Here is a 22,524-nt window from a genome sequence, read left to right as displayed (position 1 = left end):
GCGAGATCGGTGCTGGGCCCAGGCCCTCTGTGAACGCCTTCGACGTCGTCCCGATCGTCATCAGCCACTACAACAACCACCCCGATCTACCGACAGCGGACGACGAGGCCGAGCGCGTGGCCGCCATCCTGTCTCCTTGGGGCGGCGACCTGCGCCCCTGGGACGTGGACGCCCTCGAGCGGGACGTCGGGACCGCACTCGCACGGCTGGAGTCGTGGTCGCAGCCGGCCGTCTCGCGCAGTTCCCTCTTGCTGTGGATCGGTCACGGTTCCAGCAATGAGGATGACGTCGAGCTCCACGTGCCCGCCGGTGCGACCGACGTAGGCCTGGAACCTGCGAAGCTGGCCAAGTACGTCGCCGACGAACACCGGCTGCGGGACGAGCCCGACTGGGTGATCGTCGTGGTCGAAGCATGTGGCGGGATCCGATTCGCCGAGATGATGGAGTCGGAGCTCGCTCGGCGCCGGGTGCGAAACGGCGTGCTCCTGATCGGCTCCGGCGAGGATCGCGGTGAGGGCTACCTCGGGACGTTCCGGCGGGCGCTCGAGGAGATCTGCGCGGCCTACTGGTCGAACGACAAGCTGATCAGCATCAGGGACCTCGCCAACCGGTTCGAGGACGTTCTCCAGCCTGGCTTCGTGCGAGCGATGGGACTATCCGGCCGGTCCACGCTGACTCCGCGCCGCGACCTGACCCCGACACTGACCACGGCGGTCGACATCTATCCCAACGTCAGAGACGTTCTCACCAAGTTGCCCGAGTCCACGCTCGTACAGCTCGCCCGCAAAGGCCTCGGGTCCGATCTGCTGGAGATCGGCGGCCGCCTCTTCGGGCGGGTCGCCGAACGCTCGGCCATCGCCACCTGGTTGGCGACCCACCGCACGGGGATGTTCGTGCTGACCGGCGGGCCGGGGAGCGGCAAGTCGGCGCTCTTGGCGCACCTCATGCTGCACGCCGTCCCGTCTCTGCGCCGAGCGCTCGAGCACGCTCCGCAGTTGATTGACGACTGGGCCGGCGGGCGTCTTCTCCCGCCCGTCGACGGAGCATTGCTCCTGACGGGGGCGGCGACCGCGGATGTCGTGACCCGCCTCGCCCGCATCGCGGAGATCGAACTGCCGGCCGATCGACCTCCATCGGAGCAGGTGACGGAGCTCGTGCGACTGCTGGCCGAGCGGGAGGCGCCCCTGACCTTGTTCGCGGACGCCCTGGACGAGGCGCGCGACCCCGCCGACATCGCGGCACTTCTGGGGCAGCTCGCCGAACTCACGGGGGTGCGGATCGTGCTGGCCACCCGGCCGCGGTCTGGTCCCAACGGCGCCGGGCTCCTTGAGCTATTGCAAGGCCCAGGGCTCGGTTCCGGTCTCGACGTCACGGTCCTGGCGCTCCAGGACGACCGGGCCGCGGCCCTGGAGTTCGCTGTGGCACAGCTGCGCTCCGCCGGTCTGGCCGCCGCTGAGGAAGACCTGGGCGACGTGCTCGCGGATCTCAGCGAACGGCTGGCGGGCGGGGCCGACGCGGACGCTGACGCCGGCTGGGACTTCCTTCACGTTCGGCTCCTGGTAACTGAACTGCTGGCCACGCCCGCACTGTTCACCGGCGCCTTCACCGCCGAGCGCCGCCGGACGATGGCGCTCGGCCGGTCCGCGCTCTTCCGCCGGGCCATGCAGCGTCTGGCTGGCGCGCATCCGCAGGTGGAGCCCCTCCTACTCGCCCTCGCCTGCGCGCAGGGCCGTGGGCTCCCGCGAGCCGACCGGATCTGGGCCACCGTGGCGAGCGTCCTCGCTCCGGGTCAGACCTTCACCGAGGCCGACATCGACCAGGTGCTCCGAGTCGCGGGGCCCTACGTCATGCTGGACGCCGAGGCCGGCCGCAGCGTTTTCCGTCTTGCTCACCGGACCTTCACCGAGGAGTTGCTGGCTCGGCTGGACCGGCAGACGCGGACGGCCGTGCTGGAGGCCCTCGTCCGGTTGACGCTGGAGGCACCTGATTCTCCACCCTATCTGCGCCGTCACCTCTCCGGGCACGCCGCCGCGCTCGGGCGCCACGGGTGGTCCGTCCTCGAGGGCGCACCGGAGGTACTCGACCGGCTGGACCTGGCCACGCTCGTGGCGGACAGCTGGCGATCACCGGCGGCCGACCTTCCCCCGTCGGTTCTGGACGTCCGCAGGACCGCACATCTCGCGTTGGACGGCACGGACGGCGACCGATGCGGATACAGGCAACTGGGCGCGGCCAGGGCAGCCGGTCACTATCTGCCCACCATCGAACCGGTGGCCGGTGCCGCCTGGCAGGTCGCCGCAGCCCAGATCGTCCGCGACCCGTCGTACCAGACGGACTTGCCGAGTCCACCCATCCCGGTCAACTCCCTCGCCGTCTGCGCGGCGGCCGACGGCACAGTCGTCGTCGCCTACGGCAATGACCACGGTCAGATACGGCTGTGGAACCCCTGGCAAGGCAGCACGACCGACGTCACCACCGGCACGGGCGGTGAGATCCTTGGCCTGGCCACACTGAGCGGATCCCACGGGACAAGTCTCGCGTCGGTCGGCACGAGACAGCCGACCAGGCTGTGGCCACTTGATGGCGAGGGCGAGGCGTCCGAGCTACGCGGGCGCGATGGCGGCACCCGCTGTGCGGTCGAGGCCTGCCCGACTGCCGATGGCACGTCACTACTCGCGATCGGCACCACCAGCGGCCGGTTGCGGCTGGTGAATCCTGATCGGGCCACCGGTCAGCAACCAATGCCGCTCACCGGGCATGCGGCGCGCATCACCGGTCTGGCCATGTTCGACGCCGGTGGCGAACGGGAGCTCGTCTCCGTCAGTGTCGACGGCTCGCTCCGACGGTGGAGTCTCCCGCATGGCCGGCGCCGCAAGAAGGAGATCTGGTCCACGCCGCTGTGGTCAGTGGCGGTGATCGAGAGGGCCGGGCTGATCCTGACCGGTGACGCCCTTGGCGTGGTGACGGTCTGGAACCATGCCGACCTCGATGTGGTCGAGTCGTTCGCCGCTCACGACGGACCGGTCCGTGCCCTGGCGCTGCTGTCCGACGACGCCGGTCGGATCATCGTCGCCAGCGGCGGCGCCGACCGTCGTGTGCGCCTCTGGGACGGCGCAACCTGGGCATCCGTGGGCCCGGATCTCACGGGCCACGACGACGTCGTCACCGATCTGGTCGCCCTTCGCTCACCGGACGGCGCACCGCTGGTGGCCAGCGGTTCGCGCGACGGGCAGGTCAAGATCTGGACGACCGTCGTCGTGGCTCAGCCCGCATCGGCACGGCAGCCGGGCAGCGCTAACCACCGCGAATCTCCCGCGCGCTGGGACCTCACCACGTCCGATGGTCGCGCGGTCACTCTCATGCGAGCCCCTTCCGGCCTGCTCAGGTGCCGGTTGGAGACCAACACGGCCACGGATCTGCCGCTGAAGGCGGACAAGCTACGCTGCGCCGCCGTCATCACCGGCGAGAGCGCGGTGACCATCGCCACCAGCAGTTCGAACGACATCCACACCTGGCGGGCCGACACCGGTGAGGCGGCTGGGCCGCCGTTGCGGCAGCACCGGGACTGGGTCCGTGCGCTGCTCACGCTACAGCTCGACGAAGGCCACGCCGTTCTGGTGAGCGGGGGTGACGACGGCCTGATCTGCCTCTGGGACCCATGGTCGGGTGGCATCCGGCACCAGCTGCACCTCGGCGGTGCGATCCGGGGCTTGACGCCGGCCGAAAACCTCCGACGGTTCGTCGTGGTGCTCGACGGCGGGACGATCGAGATCGAGATGGAGGACGACGTCCTTTACGGATCGAAGGGAGGGAACCCACGTGGGCAGTCCGGGCAACCAGCCACGTGAACCGTCGATGACGCCGGTCGGGCACACTCGCGACTACACCGAACTCGTCGAGCGTCTCTTCTGTCACGACGAGACCTCGCCCTTCCCAGGATTCGAACGGGTGGCGCCCGTCGAGGTCCTCGTGGGTGGAGTGCTGGCGCGCGCCCGGTTGGAGCGTCACTCGGCGCAGTACGACGTCACGATCTTCGATCGCGTCGAGGGCTTCGCCGGCGAACTCTGGGAACGATCGGCCCATACGCTGCTACGGCTCCGGGCTCTTGATCATCCGGCCCTGCCGGTCATCGAAGCCTCGAAGCAACGACCAGGTGAGGGCATCGCCTTCACCATCACTCGATCGCTCGGCGGCCTACTGGACTTGAACGAGGCCGTGAACTGGGCGGCGGACAGACCACTCGAGGCGTTCGAACAGTTCAGCCTGCTGCTCGATGCGCTCAAGCGGCTACACGGCGCGCGTGTGATGCACCGCCTAATGCTTCCAACGGCGCTCCGGTGGCGGAATGACGGCGTCGCCGGGCCGCAGTTGTCGCTGAGCCGGTTCGAGATGAGTGCTCTGATCAGCAACCTCATCCGTCGCGTCGTGACCGGTGACACCGGTGAGATCCGGTGGGTGACGCGCAAGCTCTACCTCGACCCAGCCCATCACGCCGCACTCGACTCGGAGGCCGGCGCACGGCATCTCGCCTACCTGGCACCGGAGATCCATCCCTTTCTGTTCGACGAGAACCACCGGAGCCGCCGCGACTGGGAGAGCACCGACCTCTTCGGCCTCGGCGTCTTCGGATGGGAGCTGTTCTGTGGCGGGATCCCGCAACAGTTACCGGACGAACTGTCCGCTGTCGCGGCCGCCCGACCAGGCCAGCGGATCCGAGCCTTGGCCGACCTGCACGCGGCCATGCGCCGGAAGTTGCGCGATTCGCCGGACGTCCCGGCCGAACTCAAAGCGGTGCTCGCCAACATGCTCGCGGCAGAACCGGACGGCCGGGAGTCGTCCTACGACCTCGCGATCATGATCGAGCGGTCCTGGGACGTCATCCGCAGTGCCTGGGAGGGCAGGGCCAGCCGGCCCTACCTGGTCGCCTTCATGCCGGACGAGTCCGCGGACACCATCTACAAGGAACGAGGCTGGATCTCACGTAGCCCGCGCGATGCGGCCGGCCGGGACGAGCTCAAGGCCTTCTACGAGCAGGAACTCCAGGACGCCTACCTCGTGCACTCCTTGACGGGTGCGGAGGGCTATGCCACCGGTCCCTCGGATGTCCTCCATGAGGCGGAATGGGTGCTGATCGGCCAGCGTGCCGTGTGGTTCTGCGCCTACCTGCAGGACAAAGGGCTGGACGGCTCCATCCGGGAGACGCTCAAGGACACCCTAGTCATCAAATACCTGCGCGAGCACATCTATGCGAGGGAGATCTACACCGCGCAGCCGCGCCGGAAGGTGCCCGCGATCGACCTGGTCGCCTTCTTCCCCCAGCAGTCGATCAGCGACAAGCGAGTCGACCGGCCGTCGTGGGAACCGCTGGCCACGAGCGTGGATCGCAGCCACCTGCGCGACCCCGAGAACGAGAGGTTCCTGCAGTCGGTGGACTTCCTGCTGGATTACCAGCGCGCCGTCCTCGACGCCCGGACCTATCCCTACGTTGTCCAGGACCGGCGAGGCGCGCTGGTCGACCTGCGGCTCGACGAGTCACGGGACGACGGCTGGCGGCAACGCGGCGACGGGTTGATGACTGCCTACGCCAGGGATCCTCGACGGCGCCCGCCGCTGGGTGACTTCCTGGCCGGGTTGGACGAAGGCAAAGGTTGGACCGACCTCTCGCTGGACGGGCGGCTGACGTCCCCGGGTTTCAGCGGTAGCTCGAACACGGTGCAGTACTCCCGGCGCCTCGACGAGAACACTGTCACAGTCCGGGCCAAACCCGGTGTGAACGTACCAGACCGGGGCTGGGTGCGGCCGGCCGAGGACAGCGGGTCGCGGCCGCAACTGAGCCGGCAGTTGCGGGCGCGCCAGGCGCTCGAGGGCCAGCCCACCTTGATCAGCGAGCTACGTCACCCACGGTCGATCGAGATCGGCCAACAGGACTGGGACGTGGATCCCGAGGGAAAGCTCCACGGAAACAGCCCTGAGGTCATCCTCGCCATGCTCTCCCAGCTACCGTTCTACGCCCTGCAGGGCCCGCCGGGAAGCGGGAAGACCACGGCGGTCGCCAACGCGCTGAAGCTGTTCCTGGCCAACGAGCGCGGGGCTAAGGTGCTCGTGAGCGCGCAATCGAACTACGCACTCGACAACCTCGCCGAGCGGCTCGTCAAGCTGCTACCGGAGACCAACATCATCTTGCGCGAGACGAGTCGGCGCGGCGAAGACTCGGTCTCGGACGCCGTACAGCCGTACACGCTCGACAATCTCTCCCGGAGTACGTACGACAAGGTCGTGAAGTCGCTACAGGCACGCTTGAAGCAGCACGCCAAGGGGGATCCCGATCGGGAATTCGGACGCCGGTTGACTGAGGCCGAGCAACAGATTTCTCAGGAATGGCTGGAGAACGTGCGGTCCGGCCAACTCGAGCTTTCCGAACGGCTTCGCAACGGAGCCAGCGTCGTGCTGGCCACCTGCTCGGTCGCGGCAGACGCGCTTTCCGACTCCACCGACATCACCGAGAGCTTCGACTGGGTCATCGTCGAGGAGGCGGCCAAGGCGTGGCCGACCGAGCTCTTGGTGCCGCTGACGCTCGGTATGCGGTGGACGCTGATCGGCGATCACCGGCAGTTGGGCGCACATCGAAGCGACGATGTCGAGAACTTCCTGGAGAGTCTGAGCCAGTACTCGAACGAGGCGAAGGTCAAGCTGCACTACGTCGCCAAGAAGGATCGGCTCGGGGTACTCAACCTGTTCCGGAGCCTGTTCGAGCCCATGACGACCGCGGGTACGTCCGATGCGACGGTCGCCGAGGTGCTCTCCGACCGGACCCAGGGGCTTGGCCAGCTGAAGATGCAGTTCCGCATGCACCCGGACATCGCCGAGCCCGTGCGCCGGGTCTTCTACCGGTCGAATCCTGCGCGACTGGATGCCACCGGGCTGTGGGAGAGCTTTCTGGAGTCACACGTCTCGGCCAGAGCGCCGCACGGGGTGACCCGGCCGCGGTACTTGCTGCAGAGACCCCTGGTCTGGGTCGACACCGGCGATTCCCCGGGGTGTCAGGACCAGCCGATGTGGTCCAACGAGGGTGAGGTGGCCATCATCGACGATCTGGTCGCTCAGCTGCGCCCGGACTCCGCGCCGCCCGGTGACGACGGCCCGGACAGCCTCGCCGTTCTGACGCCCTACGCCAAGCAGCTCGAAATGCTCCAACGGCGGGGCAATCTCACCAATCGAGTCTTCACCGTTCACTCGTTCCAGGGACGAGAGGCGGACCGCGTCATCGTGTCACTCGTACGCACGACCCGCGTGGCGGACGATCCCCGCCAGAACGTCGGGCACGTGGGCAAGGACGAGGTCGCCAACGTGCTCCTGTCGCGGGCGAAGCGGCTGCTCGTGCTCGTGGGCCGCTTCGACCACTTCCGGGACAACGGCGGTCAGTCATGGCGGGACATCACCTCGCTCGTCGAACGGTTCGGAACCCGCGTGCGGGCTGAGGAATGGTCCGGCTCATGATCGTCCCACTCACATTGGCCCTGCCCTGCCGGGTGCTGAAGCTCGACGTGCTCGTCGGACCGCCCGAGGGGGTCACCCCGCTGGAGGACCTCGTGGCTCGCGGCGTCCTTGCCGCGGCTCAGGGTGCCTGGGCCGGCCCGCCTCTCGGAGCAGGTGACGTGCAGGATCGCGCCGAAGCGACGATGAGTTACCTCACCACGCTGCTCTGCATACCGCAGCGAATCGTGATGGAGGTCGTCGGCACGTTATGGAGCAAAGGCCACCTCACGGTCGACTTCGACAGCGGCGGCATCCAGCTCTCCGAGGCGGCGCGGGCGAAGATCACCAGCCAGCAGTCGCTCGCGGACGGAGGTGAGCTCCAGACCCGGGAGTTCCTCTTCGAGCCCGTGACCGGGATGATCCGCTCGACGTTCCACGCGCGGGGCCGAGCCTCGGAGACGAGCATCCGACTTCCGCTGCGGCCGCAGCTCAAGGTGTCCGACATACCCCCGGCGGAGCTCGTGAGCAGCGTGCAGTCGGCACTGCGCACCGAACGGCAGCGCCGGGGCCGCGTCAACGTCCTCAGCGTGGGCTTCGGCACCCCTGCCCTGCAGAGCGCGGAGCGGATCGTGTGGCTGGAGGTCGATGCCGTGGTGCGCCGCGACCCCGACAACGGCCGGGTCCAGTTCACCACAAGCGAGACCTCGGGCTGGAGTCTGCGCAGCCAACGGCGGCTCAACACGTTCTTCGACCGACTGATGGCCGAGGAACCGAATCACCCAGTGGTCCAGGCCGTCTCAGGACAGGCGCAGATCGAGCGGGAAGCGCCGGACGACCTCGATGACCTCTTTCGCCGGATGCGGCGGCGGCTCGACCGTCTGGAGGCGATCGATCTCGACCAGGTTCAGGAGCGGCACAAGTGGCTGTCCGAGTGGGCCGCACAGATCGACGATCGCTTGGAGGACATCCGCCGCGCCCAGGCGCGGGTCAGCCTGATCACCCGGCCCGAGGGCCACACGTGGACGGTCAACGACCTCATCGCCTCGGCTCGGCGGCAACTCGTCCTCGTCGTACCGGATCCCGACCCCGGCAAGGTCCGCCAGTTCCTGCCGGGCCTGCGTCGCGCGCTCGATCATGGCGTCCAGGTCGTCTTCGTCTGGGGCCGGTCGTCGAACGAACAGCTGAACTCGCAGGTGGAGAACCTGCTGGACGAGCTCTACCTACGGCCCGGCGCACGCCTGCTCCGCAATCCCAAGAGCGCGAAGACCGAGGCTTGCCTCGTGATCCAGGACGACTGCCGGGCGATGGTGGGATCCCACTCGTGCCTCGGGTACAAGGCACCTGAGCCGGCTGAGGTCTCGGTGCTCATCGAACCCGCCGAGTCCGGACCAGAGGTGCCCGCGGCGGTCGCCGAACTCCTGCAGTGGACCAGACGGGAGTTCGATCCGTGGGTGATGGCCCAGAAGATCGAGCAGGCTGACATGGGGGCGACCAGGGCGACCGCCGGCTCGAGCATCGTGAACCCGAGCCGACCCGACGGGGTGACCGACTCGATGAGCGACGACGTCGACGCCGCCGACGTCGACGCGAGCTCGCTGGCTCTATGGGCCGCCGGATGGAACGACGTCTACGCAGGACTGGCCGAGACCCGGCGGCAGCTACTCGCCAAGGCGGCCGCGGTCCAGGTCGTTCGGGACGCCGAGCACCGGACGTTGCTGTGGCAGGGCATTCGCGACGCCCAGATACGCCTGGTCATCAGCGACGACCGGCTGAGCACACGCAGCGCCGGGCCGGCGGTCGCCCGCCATCTCCGGGAGCGCCGGGCCGCCGGCGCGGCAGTCCACGTGCTGCATCCCGACCCGCACTCGTCCGAACCTGGCCTGCAGGAGTTCGCGAAGTTGGCCCGTGGAGCCAACTCGATCTCGGTGCGCCACCAGCGAACCGGTGGGCGGCTTCTCATCGCCGATGATTGGGTCGTCATTGGAAGCTTCTCCCCGTTCGACGACCGCCGCGGCGAGGGAATCGGGCGGCGAGTCTCCCGCTTGGGCGTGCAGATCCGGCACGACCCATTCGCCGCCGAACTCGCCGACCTACTCGGAGCCCGCAGCGCCGGGACCCCATCGCCAGAGGCCGCCGAACCGGTGCCCGAACCTCCGTCCTCGCCATCGGGCGCCGGCGCCGGGATCGCCCTTCTCCTCGAGGCCCGTTCGGTGCCGGCTCAGGACTTCGGGCGGGTCGCCGCCGAGCGCCTTCGGGCTCATGACCGGCCGTTCGACGTGCTGAAGAGCTGGTTGGAGAGTGACGTGCCTCGCGGTGACCTCCGCCGGGTCGCGGCTGCCGCACTCCACAACGGCCTCGGGCCGGCCCGACAGGCCGAGACCTGGCTGGGCTGGCTCGTCGAGGACGGATGGACACGCGGGGCGTTTGTCGAAGCGGCGCTGCTCTCCCGGTGGGAACCCGAGGCTCGCGACGGCGAGGTGGCCACACCAGACCGGCCGCTCCGGGCGGCCGCGCTGCTGGCCGCCGCGCTGGAGACCCGGCCCCTGACTGGCGACATGGCCGAGGCTGTGTTCGACCTAGGGGATTCGCTCGGCGCCAAGACTGCAGGGGCGGCGTCGCTCGCCTGCGACGTCCTCGTCTGTGGTTCGACGGGCCACCGCGACTTCCTGGGTCTGCTGTCTGGCGACCTCGCACCCGCCTGGCGTGACTTCTGCTCCCGGGTCGAGTCCTTCGGATCGGCCCCCCTTCCACTGTCCCGCTTTGCCGCCGACCAGAACCGCAGCGCGATGGAACGCGCCATCGAGGAACGACGAGCGAAGATCATCGGCTCGATCGACCGGATCGAGGCCCTGCGCAACAGGTTCAGCTTCAACACAGGTGTGGCCCTGCACCGCGAGCTGTTCCGCACGGGTGGGCTGTTGCAGCAACTGCGGGCGGCAGCACGTGCCGGCGCGCCGGAGTGCCAGGAGTTGGCACTCCAGGTGCCACACAACGTCAGGCGTCACCTCGACGACGTCATTGCGGGAGCCGGTGCGGAGCCGATGGAATGGCTGAAACAGATCAGCTTCCTGCGTCGCATCGAAGGCCTCGTCCGCGATCTTCGCGCTGTGGCGGCGGCCGCGGGCGCCACGCAGGTCGAGCCTCGTGCCGAGGACCGTGGCCTCGCCGAAACGGTGGAGCTCGGCAAGTACCTCAGCGAGAGCTGGGCACGTCTCTACACGGAAGCCCAGGAGTCCGGGCGGCCCTATGCGCTGCCCGCGATGGCGCTGCTCACTCTGCTCAACCCGCTGACGACATGGGCGAAGGAGCAGACATGACCACCGAGCAGAACGCGCCGCGCGGGCCTGAGTCGTTCCTGCGCGCATGGCCGGGCCGCTTCCGCCACGCCAAGCTCGTGCGTCGGCTCCATGGTGACGAGGTGGATGACGACCTGGCTCAGTGCCTGCTCGACGGCATCTCCGTCGACCGAACCGTCGACGACGTGCTGGAGGAATTCGCAGACAAGGGCGAGTTCAACCTTGCCGAGCTGTTACTCGCCGAGTCCGAGGCGGTCTCCGAGCGGGTGCGCGCGCGGTTCGCCGATCTGGAGCCTCTCCGGGCGGAACGTTCGGCCGAGCTCGCCATCCGGCTGCGCGCGCTGACCGATGAAGCGTCCGCCGCCGGGGTCCCGTTCGAGGTCCACGCCATCGATCTCGAGGCCCAGACCCGGGTGTCCTGGCCGGCCGTCGAGACGATCCTGGCCGGGCACCGGGAACGCATCTCGCGAGACATCGCCCGTTTCCGTGACGACCTCACGGCGCGAAACCGTTCCGACGGTGCCGACCCGCGACTACGCGCCGCGGTGGACTCGCTCATCGCCGCCGGCCGGTTGGCACTCGCCCGTCGGCTGCTGGAGGAGGGGACCTCGGATCTCATGGTGCCGGAGGCCCAGCCGGCCCTGCCACCGTGGCGGTGGAGCGAGCCCGTTGAGGACGTACTGGGGTGGCACGTCGATCCGAGGCGGCCGAGGCCGCCTGAGTTCAGCGCGTGGAGGGCCGTGGGCGACGCGCAGGACCTCATCGAGGCCGCGGAAGCGCTCGGGAGCGGCAGCTCGGAAGCAGCCAGGGAGTTCGCGCTCACACTCGAGCGGTTCCTCGATCCGGACGCACCCGAGCCAGCCGTGCACGAGTTCAGCGGCGGCTGGCTGAGCACGGTGACGCTGTTCCGGCACCCACCGCTCGCCTCCTTCCACGCCACAGCGGGCGTGGACCTGCTCGTCCTGCCGCCGGGTGTCCAGAGCGCTCCGTCGTTGCGCGGCGTCGACCAGTACCTCGCCGTCGGCCCGGACCTCCAGGCGGGTGGCGGATTCCGGACGAGGGCCGCCGCACTGACCATGGTCGACATCCTGCGGTTGGCGACCCTGGAGTCGGGGCGGGCCATCGGCCTCGCACGAATCGCGGGCTCGACCTGGCCGCTCTCCGCACTCGGTGTCGACACGCCGGCCGGTTTGGCCCGTCTCCTTGCGGACAACGATCCGTGGCACCTGCTCGCATGGTTGTGCGACCTCGCCGGCATCGGCGGCTCGGCGACCGCCGAGGACCTCCAGTTCCAGACTGGAGACGACGCGCAGGTCCTGTACACGCTGCTGATGAACCTCGTGGACGCCGTGCCCGCCACCGCGAACCGGACGACGGGCCGCCCGGCGGGTAGCTCCCCGTTCCGAGACCGAGGCCTGGTCGGTGTCGAGAGCGCCGTGCTCCGGGACTGCCGGGGCCCGTCGGATAGAGCCGCCTTCTGGGCTGCTCTCCTGGCGGAGCCTCCCGGCACGCCGCTCGCCCTCGACGCCCTTGTCATCGCCGCCGTGTTCAGCGCCGCCGGCGACGACGCGGACTGGGAGTCCGTCCTGCCTGTCGGTTTCGACTGGCTGCGTGAGCAGTGGTTCGTGGAGGAAGGCGCCGAGGACGACGTATCGCTGCGGCCTCTCGGCGTCCTCACCAGCCTGCGCGGCCTGGCGGAACGGCGGCTGGCGGAGTGTGCCCTCGAGCTGACTGCGTCAGCCGTCAACAGGCCCTCCGACACGTCGGAGCCGCCGAGGGCGTGGTCGATGCACCGGTACGCGCTCAACGAGAACTGGGTCAGCTCTGAGCTCCGGACGGAAATGGACTCGAGTGCCGGGACGGACCTCACCACCGAGCCGGACGCGCTCATCGAGGCGGCCTCGCGAATGTCCGGATCCTGCGACGTCGCCGAGGTCGCCGGCTCACTCGTCGCGCTGGCCGACGCGAGCTTCCCCGCTGCCGAGTTCGTCTCCGATATCCCTGAACGGACCATCGTGGCCGTGCCAGAGCGCGTTCTGCTGACCGTGCTCTATGAGCTCTTGGAGAACGCGCTCGAGGCGACTGAGCGAGCGGGCAGGATCTACCTCTCGGCGCGGGCTGACGACACTGACGTCCTCATCGACCTCTACGACGACGGGCCAGGCCTGGATCCCACCATCACACGCACTGCGCAAGTGTTCCGGCCCCGGTTCTCCACTCGTGGCTCGAACCGCGGCACGGGACTGCACCTTGCTCGCCGGATCACCGAGGCCGCCCAGGGCGAGCTGGAAGTGGCGGAACGCTCCGAGGGTCACCCAGTCTTCAAAGGTGCGCATTTCACCCTGATCCTGCCCGGGAGTTCCTGACTGCCGCTCGGACACCGAGACGACGGTGCTTTCCGGGCCGCGCGCACGTGGGCCATGGCGGTGGGCGAGCCGGGGATCGTGGGTGGGCGCGATGAAGCGCGCGAACTTGCGCCAGGTGCCGCCGCGGGGAACGGAGCTGACGAAGAACGCCGTCACCCGGTCGAGGTCGGCGATGGTGATGCAGACGTGGTTGAGGGTCTTCAGAGGTCATGGCCGCCATCGTTCAGAAGTGCCTGTGACTCAGGGGCCTGAGCCTTCCCTCGTTCTCGACATGCTCGTCGGCTGCGTCAGCCGAAGGCGACGAACGGGGCGAGGACGAGGAGCGAGACGACGAGGGCGGTGGCGAGCTGACGGGTCGGCAGGGTCCTCGCGATCTTCCATCCGAGCAGCACGCCGGCGAGTGAGGGGACGCCGATGAGCGCCGCGAGCGGCCAGTCGACGGCGCCGGCGGCGAGGTAGCCGGCCGTGCCCGTGCCGGCGATGACGATCGACTGGACCTGGGCGGCGGCCAGCGACTCGAGCAACGGCACGCCGGCCGCGACGAGCAGGGGAACGGCCAGCATCGGGCCGCCGATGCCCACGACGCCGGACACCACCGCGACGGCCAGTCCGATCCCGGCGACGACCGCGGGCGGCGGCGCCGGCGACGGCTCGCGGCGCCGTTCACGCCGCCACACCAGCGCGGCGGCCACGACCATGAGGGCCGCGAGGATCAGCCCGAAGACGTCGCTGGAGATGGCCGAGTTGATCAGCACACCGGCCGGAGCACCGGCCACCGCGGCGGCGGCCAGGACGAGCGCGGCGCGCCGGGTGTGCGGCTCGGTGAGGTGCCCGGAGCGGGCGTACGCCGCCGTCGCGAGCGCGCCGGTGGCGACGTGGGTGACGATCGCCGTCCCCGCGACCTCTGACGGGGTGAGGTTGGTCAGCAGGAACAGGCCGGTCGTGGGCAGCACGCCGCCCGGGCCGACGGCGGCGATCCCGATGCCGCCGATCAGCCCGAACGACGCCAGCAGGACGAGCAGGGGGTCAGGCATGCCGCGTCAGCCGGCGGCCGGGCCGCGGTAGGCGGTCGCCCGCAGGATCAGCCGGTCGGCGCGGATGCGGATCGACTCGACGTCGACCAGCCGGCCGCCGGGCAGGAAGGTGCTCCGCTCGATGGCGAACACCGCGGCGCCCGCCGGGATCTCCAGCAGCCGGGCGGTGTCGGCGTCGGCGTTCACCGCGTGCACCGCGACCTCGGCGCGGTCCAGCCGGCAGCCGGCCACCTCCTCGATCACGGCGAAGACGTCCCGATGCACGAGGTCGGCCTCGAGCACCCGGCGTCCGACGTCGGCGACGAGGTAGCTGGTGTCGAGCGACAGCGGCCGGCCGTCGAGGTGGCGCAGCCGCTCGATGCGGACCACGCCGTCGCCCGTCGCCGCCCCGAGCCGGTCCGCGATGGCCGCCGGCGGATCGGCGACGACCTCGGCGACGCGGACCTCGTTGGTGACGGTCCCGTGGCCGACCAGGGTCTCGGCCAGGCCGGCGAGGCGGTCCAGCCCGTGCCCGAGCTTTGCCGCGACGACCGACGTGCCGACCCCGCGCCGGCGGCTGATGAGTCCTTCCGCGCGCAGCAGGTCCAGCGCCTCGCGGACGGCGTTGCGTGACGCGCCCAGCCGGCGTCCGAGTGTCGGTTCGTCGGGCAGCCTGCCGTCGGGGTAGACGCCGGCCGTGATCTGCTGCCGGAGGTTGTCGGCGACCTGCCGGGCCCGCTCGGCCCGCGGCCGCGACGACACCCACTTCGACCGTTCGCTGTGCTGGCTCACGCTCCCACGCTAGGCGGTGGCGTGTTACGCCGGAGTTACGCCACCCGTGATGACCAGGGCGAACGCCTGACCAGCGGCAGCGACGGGGGACCCCGGCGTTCCGCCAGGCCCCGCTCAGGCTCGGCGGAGCTCGTCGAGGAGGGTGAGGACGCGACGCTCGATGTCGTCGCGGATGGGACGGACGGCGGCGAGGTCCTGGCCCGCGGGGTCGTCGAGGGTCCAGTCCTCGTAGCGCTTGCCGGGGAAAACGGGGCAGGCGTCGCCGCAGCCCATGGTGACGACGACGTCGGCGGCGCGGACGATCTCGTCGGTCCAGGGCTTGGGGAACTCGGCGGCGATGTCGATGCCGCGTTCGGCCATGGCGGCGACGGCGACCGGGTTGACCCGGTCGCCGGGCTCGGAGCCGCCGGACCAGGCGATGGCGTCGTCGCCGGCGTGGTGCTGGAAGAACCCGAGTGCCATCTGGGACCGGCCGGCGTTGTGCACGCACAGGAACAGCACGGTGGGCCGGCCGTCGTGGCCGTGTCCCTCGACGCGGGCGAGCGCCGTGAGGCGTTGCCGGGCGAACCGTTCGGCGAGCAGCGGGAGGAAGTTGGCGACGACGGCTCGGCCGGCGAACTGGTCGTAGGAGGTGTGCAGGAACCGTTCGATCGTCGCCTCCCCGAAGGTGCCGTCGAACTCGCCGGCCAGCCGGGTGGCGGCGGTGGTGAGCGCGTGTCGCTGGTCGAGGGTGAGCGGCTCTCGTTCGCCGGTGTGCGACATGGCGGGTCTCCTTCAGGACGCGGCGAGGCGTGGTGCGAGGGCGTGGACGCGGTCGGTGAGCGCGGTGAGGGTGGCGTCGAAGGCGTCGTCGGTACCGGCGCGGACGGGATCGGGGACGGACCAGTGCAGGTCGCCGCGGTCGCCGAGTTCCTCGTGGGCGTGGTCGCAGACGGTGATGACGAAGTCGTCGTCGCCGGCGATGTCGGCCAGCCGCCGCGGCCGGGTCGCGCGCAGCGGCAGGCGGTGGCGCCGGGCCGCCGCGACGGCGCCGGGGTCGACCTGGCCGGCCGGATGGGTGCCGGCGGACGTGGAGGGGATGGCGCTCGCGCGCCGCCAGAGCGCGGCCGCGAGCTGCGAGCGGGCGGAGTTGGCGGTGCAGACGAACACCACCCGGTGGGCGTGGCCGGCGGCGCCGGGAACGAGGCCGTCGAGCGCGCCGGGGGTGAGCCGGACGTAGCTGCGCCGCCGGTCGGCCTCGGAGCGGCCCCGGGCGAGCAGACCGGCGGCTTCCAGGGTCTTGAGGTGGTGGGCGAGCAGGTTCGACGGCATCGCGAGCCTGGCCTGCAGTTCGCTGGGGGAGAGGTCGCCGAGGCTGAGCAGGTCGACGATGTGCAGCCGGGACGGGTCGGACAGCGCCGCGTGCTTGGCGGCCCGCCGCTCCAGGGCTGTTCGCTCAGCGTTCATTGCCTCAATCTTGACTGAGCTATCTCGCGTCGTCAAGGATGGCGGCGTGATGACGCGACGACTGCTGGCCGAGTTCCTCGGCACGGGGTTGCTGGTGACGGTGGTCGTGGGGTCGGGGATCGCCGCTCAGCGTCTGTCCCCGGATGACGTGGGGCTGCAGCTGCTGCAGAACAGCACCGCGACCGTGCTGGGGCTGGCGGTGCTGATCCTGCTGTTCGGTCCGGTGTCCGGGGCGCACCTCAACCCGGTGGTCACCCTGGCCGGCTGGTGGCTGGGGCGCCGGTCCGGCGCCGGCACCTCGCCGACGGAGGTCGCCGCGTACGTCGTCGCGCAGGGTGCCGGTGGCATCGGCGGAGCGCTGCTGGCGAACGTCATGTTCTCCGTCGACGCCGGGCTGGCGACGACGGAGCGCACCGGCACCGGCCTGCTGGTCGGTGAGGTGGTGGCGACGGCCGGGCTGGTGCTGCTGATCTTCGCGCTCGTCCGGTCCGGCCGTTCCGCGCTCGTCGCCCCGGCCGTCGGCGCCTACATCGGGGCGGCGTACTGGTTCACCAGCTCCACCTCGTTCGCCAACCCGGCTGTCACAGTCGGCCGGATCTTCTCCGACACCTTCGCCGGCATCGCACCGTCGTCGGCGCCGGCCTTCGTCGCCGCCCAGGTGGTGGGCGCCGCCGTCGGCGTCCTGCTCGTTCTCGCCCTCTATCCCGCGCCCGCGCGGGTCCGACTCTGAGAGGTATCCATGCACATCGTCGCCATCGGCGGCAGCGACGCCGGCATCTCCGCCGCGCTGCGCGCCCGCGAGCTGGACCCGTCGGCCGAGGTCACCGTGGTGGTCGCCGACGCCTACCCGAACTTCTCCATCTGCGGCATCCCGTACTACGTGTCCGGTGAGGTCGGGCACTGGTCGAACCTGGCGCACCGGACCCACGCCGATCTCGAGGCCACCGGCATGCGGCTGCGGCTGGACACCCTCGTCACCTCGATCGACGTCGACGGGCGGCGGCTGGCGCTGCGGACGCCAGACGGGGCGGAAACGAGTCTTAGCTATGACGAGCTGATCGTCGGCACCGGCGCCCTGCCGGTGCGCCCGCCCATCGCCGGGCTGGATGACCTGGGCCCGGCCGACGGCGTGCACGTGCTGCACTCGATGGGCGACACGTTCGCGCTCGAGCAGAGCCTGGACCGCATCAAGCCGTCGACCGCGCTGATCGTCGGCGCCGGCTACGTCGGGCTGGAGATGGCCGAGGGCCTCACCGCCCGCGGCATCGCCGTCACGCAGGTCGAGATGCTCCCCGAGGTGCTGCCCACCGTCGACCCGTCGCTCGGCGCGCTGGTCCGCGCCGAGCTGGACCGGAACGGCGTCGCCGTCCACACCCGTTCCACCGTCACCGCCGTCTCCCGCGGGTCGTCGGGCCTGCACGTCGACGGCGCCGGCCCGGACGGTGCGCCGCTCGCCTGGGACGTCGACCTCGTCCTCCTCGTCGTCGGGGTGCGCCCGGACACCGATCTGCTCGTGGCGGCCGGGGCACGAACCGGGCCGCGCGGCGCCGTCGTCGTCGACGAGACCATGGCCACCGGGTTGCCGCACGTCTGGGCCGCGGGCGACTGCGTCGTCACCCACCACCGTCAGCTCGGCGTCACCTACCTGCCGCTCGGCACCACCGCGCACAAGCAGGGCCGCGTCGCCGGCGAGAACGCCCTCGGCGGCACGGCCCGGTTCGCCGGCAGCCTCGGCACCCAGGTCGTCAAGGTCTTCGACCTGGTCGCCGCCCGCACCGGGCTGCGCGAGCACGAGGCGACGGCGGCCGGGTTCGCGCCGGTGAGCAGCACCGCCACCCCCGACGACCACAAGGCGTACTACCCGGGTGCGCAGCCGATCACCATCCGCATCACCGGCGACGCCGACACCGGCCTGCTCCTCGGCGCGCAACTGGTGGGGCGGCGCGGCACCGAGACGGCCAAGCGCGTCGACACCTACGCCACGGCGCTGTTCCACGGCATGACGGTGGACGGCTTCAGCGAGCTCGACCTGTCGTACACGCCGCCGCTGGGCTCGCCCTGGGACGCCACGCAGCTGGCGGCGCAGACGTGGGTGCGCGAGCACCGCCTGCCGGCCCAGGCGAGGGCCCTGGCCCGTCGCTAGGTCGTCGGCAGCCAGCGGGCGAGGTCGTCGCGGACGGCGGTGAGGTCGGTGTCGCCGCGCCGGGCGAGGTGGCCGTCGGGCCGGATGAGCAGGTGGACCGCATCGCCGCCGAGGCCGAGTAGCCGCCCGGCGCGGCCGGTGTGGTCGACCAGGACGTCCGGCCCGCCGCCGCGGCTGAGGCGGTGGACGGTGACGAGGCCCGGGTGGGCGGCCGCGAGGTCCGCGCCGGCAGGTGCGGGCCAGACGCCGCCCGGGCTGCACAGCAGCAGGTGGAAGCCGGGGCCTCCGAGGGCGGCGTGCAGCGTCGTCGCCCGGCCGCCATGGGTGACGGGGGCGTCGGGGAGCCGGTCACCCGGTCGAGGGCCGCGGCCGGACCGGCGACGGTCGCCCGCCGACAGCGGGCTGTGCCGGTACCGGATCGCGAGCTGGGCGAGCGTGCGGAAGCCGTAGCCGCGGACCCGCCGGAACCGGGTCGCCAGCGGCAGGACAGCGGGAACGACGTGGCCGCGGGCGGCCCGGATCAGCGGGTTCGACGACGTGCCGATGGTGAAGGCGCGGTCGGTGAAGCGCAGGACCCGGCGTCCGACCGGCGCGCGCTCGGCCTCGTAGGTGTCCAGCAGCGCCGGGGCGCCGCGGCCGGTGACGACGAGGCCGAGCTTCCAGCCGAGGTTGACGGAGTCCTGGATGCCGGTGTTCATGCCTTGCGCACCGGCCGGGCTGTGGATGTGGGCGGCGTCGCCGGCCAGGAGGACCCGCCTGGACCGGTACCGGGTGGCGCCGCGGTTGGCGATGCGGAAGTCGGTGGCCCAGACGGAGTCGTGCAGCCGCACCGTCGACGCGGTGGCCGCATCGGCAAGGGTCTGCAGCTCGCTCAGCTCGACCCGGCGGCCGGTGGGTGCCGGCCCGCCGGGCGGGCGCATGGCCAGGAGCCGCCACGAGGCCGGGGTCTGGAGCGGGAAGAAGAACGACAAGCCGTTGCCGCCGAGGAAGGCGTGGGCCGCGCCGGGCTCGATGCCGTCGGCCTCGAGGTCGGCCAGCACGAACGTCTGCGGGTAGGCGAGTCCCTCGAAGTCGATGCCGGCCCACCGGCGGACGGCGCTGTGCGCGCCGTCGCAGCCGACGACGTACCGGGCGGTGACGGTCTCCTCGCCCGAGCCGGCGACGCGCAGCCGGCAGGTGACGCCGTCGGCATCCTGCTCCAGCCCGACGAGCTCGGTGCCCCGCTCGGGCCGGACACCGTGCCGGGCGAGGTGCTCGACGAGGACGCGCTCGGTCTCGGCCTGCGCGAGGAACAGCAGATACGGGTAGACGGTGTCGTCGAGGCCGATGTCGAACAGTGGCATCGAGACGGTGCGGCGTCCGGTGTGCAGACGGAGCTGGACGGTGCGGTTGCCGTGCTCGACGAGTCGGCCGGTCACGCCGAGCCCGGCCAGCACCTCCAGCGTGCGCGGCTGGATGGCCAACGCGCGCGACTCGTGCACGCGGTCCGGCGCGCGGTCGACGAGCCGGAAGCGCACGCCGTACCGCCGCAGTTCGGCGGCCAGCGCGAGCCCCGTGGGCCCGGCGCCGACGACGAGGACGTCCAGGACGCCGTCGTCACGCGCACCCGTCATGGGTCGCACCCTGCCACCGTGGCGCGGCCCCGTCCACGTCGCCGGCCCGGCTCGGTGCCGAGCGCCACGACGGCGGCCGCGCCGGCGATGGCGGTGAGGACGGCGAACATCGCCGGGTGCGAGCCGACGGCGGAGGCGATGGCGCTGCCGGCCCAGGGCGCGACGGCCATGGCGACGGTGGTGGGCGCGTTGAGGATGCCGTAGAGGGCGCCGAAACCGGTGATGCCCCAGCGGTCGCTGACGGCGGTCGACTGCAACAGCGTGAAGGCGCCGCGGGCGATGCCGAGGACGATGCTGGCGGCGACGAGGGCCGCGGCCGGTCCGGGGAGCAGACCGGTGACGGCGATGGCGGCGGCGACGGCGGCCAGGATGAGGACGGACCGGAACCGTGGGGTGGTGCGACGCGACAGCGGGGCGTAGCCGACGCGGCCGAGCAGTTGCCCGGCGCCGGACAGGCCGAGCGCCCAGGCGGCCAGCGTCATGGACAGCCCGCGGCCGGTGAGCAGCGGGATGAGGTGGATCGTCGCGGCGAACATCGCGAAGGCGGTCAGCGCCGAGGCGGCCGTGAGGCAGACGAACGCCGGGCTGGTGGCCACCGCGCGGACGTGGCCGTCGCGTGGTCGTGGATGGGTCGCGTGCTCGTGTGCGGGCCAGGGTGCGGCGAGACCGAGGGCGTGGCCGGGGACGGTGGTGACGGCCAGCAGCACGGCCAGCGCGACGTAGGTCTGCCGCCAGCCGGCGTGGTCGAGAAGGGCCGCGGTGGCCGGGGCGAAGATGGTACTGGAGAGACCGGCGACCAGCGTCAGGACGGTCAGCGCGCGGATCCGCGCGGGCCCGTACCAGCGGGTCAGCGCGGTGAACGCGGCCGCGTACAGCGTGGCGGCCTGGGCGAGCCCGGCGACCACCCAGGCGGCCGCGAACCAGCCGATGCCCGGCGCGGCGGCGACGCCGAGGGTCGCCGCGACACCGACGACCGACCCGAGCGTCATCACCCAGCGCGGGCCGTGCCGGTCGATGATCCGGCCGACGGCGATGCCGGCGACGGCCGCGACCACGAGCGCGGCGGAGAAGGCCGCGGTCGTGGACGACTCGGACCAGCCGGTGTCCGCGGTGATGGCCGGCAGCGCGACCGGGAACGAGTAGTACAGCACGCCCCAGCCGACGATCTGGGTCAGGCACAGCGCGGCCAGCACGCCGCGGGGACCGGCGCGCTGGGCGCTGCGCGGGTCCCCGGGCGGGCGGGCTGGTCTCACAGGCCGATGATCGCGTGTGCCTGCTGGACGTGGGCGGCCAGCGGCCGCACGACATGGTCGGCGTCGCGGCCGACGCCGCGCACGGTGTTGGACGAGAACGAGCGCTGGAACTCCAGGCCCAGGTAGACCAGGCCCGGGTGCGTCGTCGAGATGCCCTCGGCATGCAGCGGCAGGCCGTGCTCGTCCAGCGCGCCGAGGGAGCGGAGGTAGCCGACGGCCGGCCGGTAACCGGTGGCGAAGATGACGGCGTCGACGTGCTCGCGCTCGCCGTCCGCCCACACGACGCCGTCGCCGTCGAAGGCGGTGAACATCGCGCGGCGGTCGATGCGGCCGGACTCGATGCCGTCGCGGTAGCGGCCGGTATCGAGCACCAGCGGCTTGCGCACGAGGTGGCGCAGCCAGGCCGCGGGCAGGTGGTCGAAATGGGTGACCTCCAGCCAGTGGTGCAGGTCGCGGCCGCGGATCGTCTGCGGGAGGAACGAGATGGGCGCGAGCGTGGCGAGGGTGAGGTCGGCGACGCCGGCGAGCTCGTCGGCGATCTGGACGCCGGAGTTGCCGCCGCCGACCACGACGATCCGTCGGCCCGCGTACGGGGCCGGGTTGCGGTAGTCCGCGACGTGGCGCAGCTCGCCGGTGAACGTCTTGCGTCCGGGCAGGTCCGGAATGGTGGGGTTGCCGAACGACCCGGACGCCGCGACGACGCCCGCGGCCGGCAGGGCGTCGCCGCCGGCGGTGTGCACGACGAACCCCGGGCCGTCGGCCTCGACGGTCGTCACCCGAGTGCGGGTGCGGATGTCGACGCCGAGGTGTTGCGCGTACCGGTCGAGATAGTCGGCGACCTCGTCGCGGGTGGGGTAGCGGTCGGGGTCGCCGTCCAGCGGGAAGCCCGGCATGGCGCTGTAGCGGGCGGGGGAGAATGCCCGCAGGCTGTCGTAGTAGTGCGGCCAGGAACCGGCCGGGCGGTCACCGGCCTCCAGGACGACGGGGTGCAGGCCGGCGTCGCGAGCGGCGCGGGCCGCGGCGAGCCCGGACTGGCCGGCGCCGACGACGATCACAGGATGTGTTGGGGTCACGACGACAACGTATCGTCGAATCGCGATATGTCAAAATGACGATACGTTGCGTA

13 protein-coding genes are annotated in these 22,524 nt (G+C 71.3%); 6 read left to right on the top strand and 7 right to left on the bottom strand.

All coding sequences use genetic code 11. The annotated features are described in order from the left end of the window. Positions 1 to 29 precede the first annotated feature (29 nt). From BLU82_RS15350 to BLU82_RS15340, 4 genes are read left to right on the top strand one after another with little or no spacing between them, the layout of a single operon-like run. The gene (locus BLU82_RS15350) at positions 30 to 3,848 is read left to right on the top strand and encodes an AAA family ATPase (RefSeq protein WP_172885622.1); all 3,819 of its coding nucleotides are present in this window, start codon (positions 30 to 32) and stop codon (positions 3,846 to 3,848) included. After that, entirely contained in the window at positions 3,820 to 7,497 is a 3,678-nt protein-coding gene (locus tag BLU82_RS15345; protein WP_157741006.1) for an AAA domain-containing protein, read from the top strand. Before BLU82_RS15350 ends, BLU82_RS15345 begins: the two co-directional genes overlap by 29 nt. After that, positions 7,494 to 10,793 (top strand): hypothetical protein, encoded by a 3,300-nt coding sequence (locus BLU82_RS34190; RefSeq protein ID WP_157741004.1) that lies wholly within the window; start codon positions 7,494 to 7,496, stop codon positions 10,791 to 10,793. The genes BLU82_RS15345 and BLU82_RS34190 overlap by 4 nt, the downstream gene beginning before the upstream one ends. Continuing rightward, complete coding sequence (locus tag BLU82_RS15340) at positions 10,790 to 13,138, top strand: ATP-binding protein (RefSeq protein WP_157741002.1); 2,349 nt, start codon at positions 10,790 to 10,792, stop codon at positions 13,136 to 13,138. The genes BLU82_RS34190 and BLU82_RS15340 overlap by 4 nt, the downstream gene beginning before the upstream one ends. 287 nt (positions 13,139 to 13,425) lie before the next feature. Here the strand turns inward: BLU82_RS15340 and BLU82_RS15335 are convergent, their stop codons facing one another. The 4 genes from BLU82_RS15335 to BLU82_RS15320 form a co-directional block, all read right to left on the bottom strand. Next, the gene (locus BLU82_RS15335) at positions 13,426 to 14,172 is read right to left on the bottom strand and encodes a sulfite exporter TauE/SafE family protein (protein ID WP_092621961.1); all 747 of its coding nucleotides are present in this window, start codon (positions 14,170 to 14,172) and stop codon (positions 13,426 to 13,428) included. 6 nt (positions 14,173 to 14,178) lie between these two features. Continuing rightward, positions 14,179 to 14,943: a GntR family transcriptional regulator gene (locus tag BLU82_RS15330; RefSeq protein ID WP_092621959.1), complete on the bottom strand. Its 765-nt coding sequence runs from the start codon at positions 14,941 to 14,943 to the stop codon at positions 14,179 to 14,181. A 114-nt stretch (positions 14,944 to 15,057) separates the two neighbouring features. Further along, positions 15,058 to 15,705 carry an arsenate reductase ArsC gene (locus tag BLU82_RS15325; RefSeq protein WP_092621957.1) on the bottom strand — a complete coding sequence of 216 codons (648 nt, stop codon included), beginning with the start codon at positions 15,703 to 15,705 and terminating at the stop codon, positions 15,058 to 15,060. Between the two features lie 12 nt (positions 15,706 to 15,717). Then, positions 15,718 to 16,389: a helix-turn-helix domain-containing protein gene (locus tag BLU82_RS15320; RefSeq protein ID WP_092621955.1), complete on the bottom strand. Its 672-nt coding sequence runs from the start codon at positions 16,387 to 16,389 to the stop codon at positions 15,718 to 15,720. 49 nt (positions 16,390 to 16,438) lie between these two features. On the opposite strand from BLU82_RS15320, the gene BLU82_RS15315 reads away from it, so the two are divergent. Both BLU82_RS15315 and BLU82_RS15310 read left to right on the top strand, forming a co-directional pair. After that, the gene (locus tag BLU82_RS15315; RefSeq protein WP_092621953.1) at positions 16,439 to 17,119 is read left to right on the top strand and encodes an aquaporin; all 681 of its coding nucleotides are present in this window, start codon (positions 16,439 to 16,441) and stop codon (positions 17,117 to 17,119) included. A gap of 9 nt (positions 17,120 to 17,128) precedes the next feature. After that, entirely contained in the window at positions 17,129 to 18,532 is a 1,404-nt protein-coding gene (locus BLU82_RS15310; RefSeq protein WP_092621951.1) for an FAD-dependent oxidoreductase, read from the top strand. Here the strand turns inward: BLU82_RS15310 and BLU82_RS15305 are convergent. Genes BLU82_RS15305 through BLU82_RS15295 form a run of 3 tightly spaced genes read right to left on the bottom strand, consistent with a single transcriptional unit; the run spans position 18,529 to position 22,471 of the window. Further along, positions 18,529 to 20,145 carry an FAD-dependent monooxygenase gene (locus BLU82_RS15305; protein ID WP_092621949.1) on the bottom strand — a complete coding sequence of 539 codons (1,617 nt, stop codon included), beginning with the start codon at positions 20,143 to 20,145 and terminating at the stop codon, positions 18,529 to 18,531. The two genes, BLU82_RS15310 and BLU82_RS15305, sit on opposite strands and share 4 nt — an antisense overlap. Next, complete coding sequence (locus BLU82_RS15300) at positions 20,142 to 21,398, bottom strand: MFS transporter (protein WP_197682968.1); 1,257 nt, start codon at positions 21,396 to 21,398, stop codon at positions 20,142 to 20,144. Before BLU82_RS15300 ends, BLU82_RS15305 begins: the two co-directional genes overlap by 4 nt. Beyond that, complete coding sequence (locus BLU82_RS15295; RefSeq protein WP_092621945.1) at positions 21,395 to 22,471, bottom strand: NAD(P)/FAD-dependent oxidoreductase; 1,077 nt, start codon at positions 22,469 to 22,471, stop codon at positions 21,395 to 21,397. Before BLU82_RS15295 ends, BLU82_RS15300 begins: the two co-directional genes overlap by 4 nt. Positions 22,472 to 22,524: the final 53 nt, after the last annotated feature.

This window comes from Jiangella sp. DSM 45060 (genome assembly GCF_900105175.1).
Lineage (GTDB): Bacteria > Actinomycetota > Actinomycetes > Jiangellales > Jiangellaceae > Jiangella.
The sequence above is the reverse complement of the archived record's forward strand: the minus strand, read 5'-3'. Positions and strand labels throughout refer to the sequence as shown.

Excerpts from the sequence above, each read along its gene's own strand:
- BLU82_RS34190 (WP_157741004.1), top strand. The coding sequence starts at position 7,494 with ATGATCGTCCCACTCACATTGGCCCTGCCCTGCCGGGTGCTGAAGCTC.
- BLU82_RS15340 (WP_157741002.1), top strand. The coding sequence starts at position 10,790 with ATGACCACCGAGCAGAACGCGCCGCGCGGGCCTGAGTCGTTCCTGCGC.
- BLU82_RS15335 (WP_092621961.1), bottom strand. The coding sequence starts at position 14,172 with ATGCCTGACCCCCTGCTCGTCCTGCTGGCGTCGTTCGGGCTGATCGGC.
- BLU82_RS15325 (WP_092621957.1), bottom strand. The coding sequence starts at position 15,705 with ATGTCGCACACCGGCGAACGAGAGCCGCTCACCCTCGACCAGCGACAC.
- BLU82_RS15320 (WP_092621955.1), bottom strand. The coding sequence starts at position 16,389 with ATGAACGCTGAGCGAACAGCCCTGGAGCGGCGGGCCGCCAAGCACGCG.
- BLU82_RS15315 (WP_092621953.1), top strand. The coding sequence starts at position 16,439 with ATGACGCGACGACTGCTGGCCGAGTTCCTCGGCACGGGGTTGCTGGTG.
- BLU82_RS15310 (WP_092621951.1), top strand. The coding sequence starts at position 17,129 with ATGCACATCGTCGCCATCGGCGGCAGCGACGCCGGCATCTCCGCCGCG.
- BLU82_RS15305 (WP_092621949.1), bottom strand. The coding sequence starts at position 20,145 with ATGACGGGTGCGCGTGACGACGGCGTCCTGGACGTCCTCGTCGTCGGC.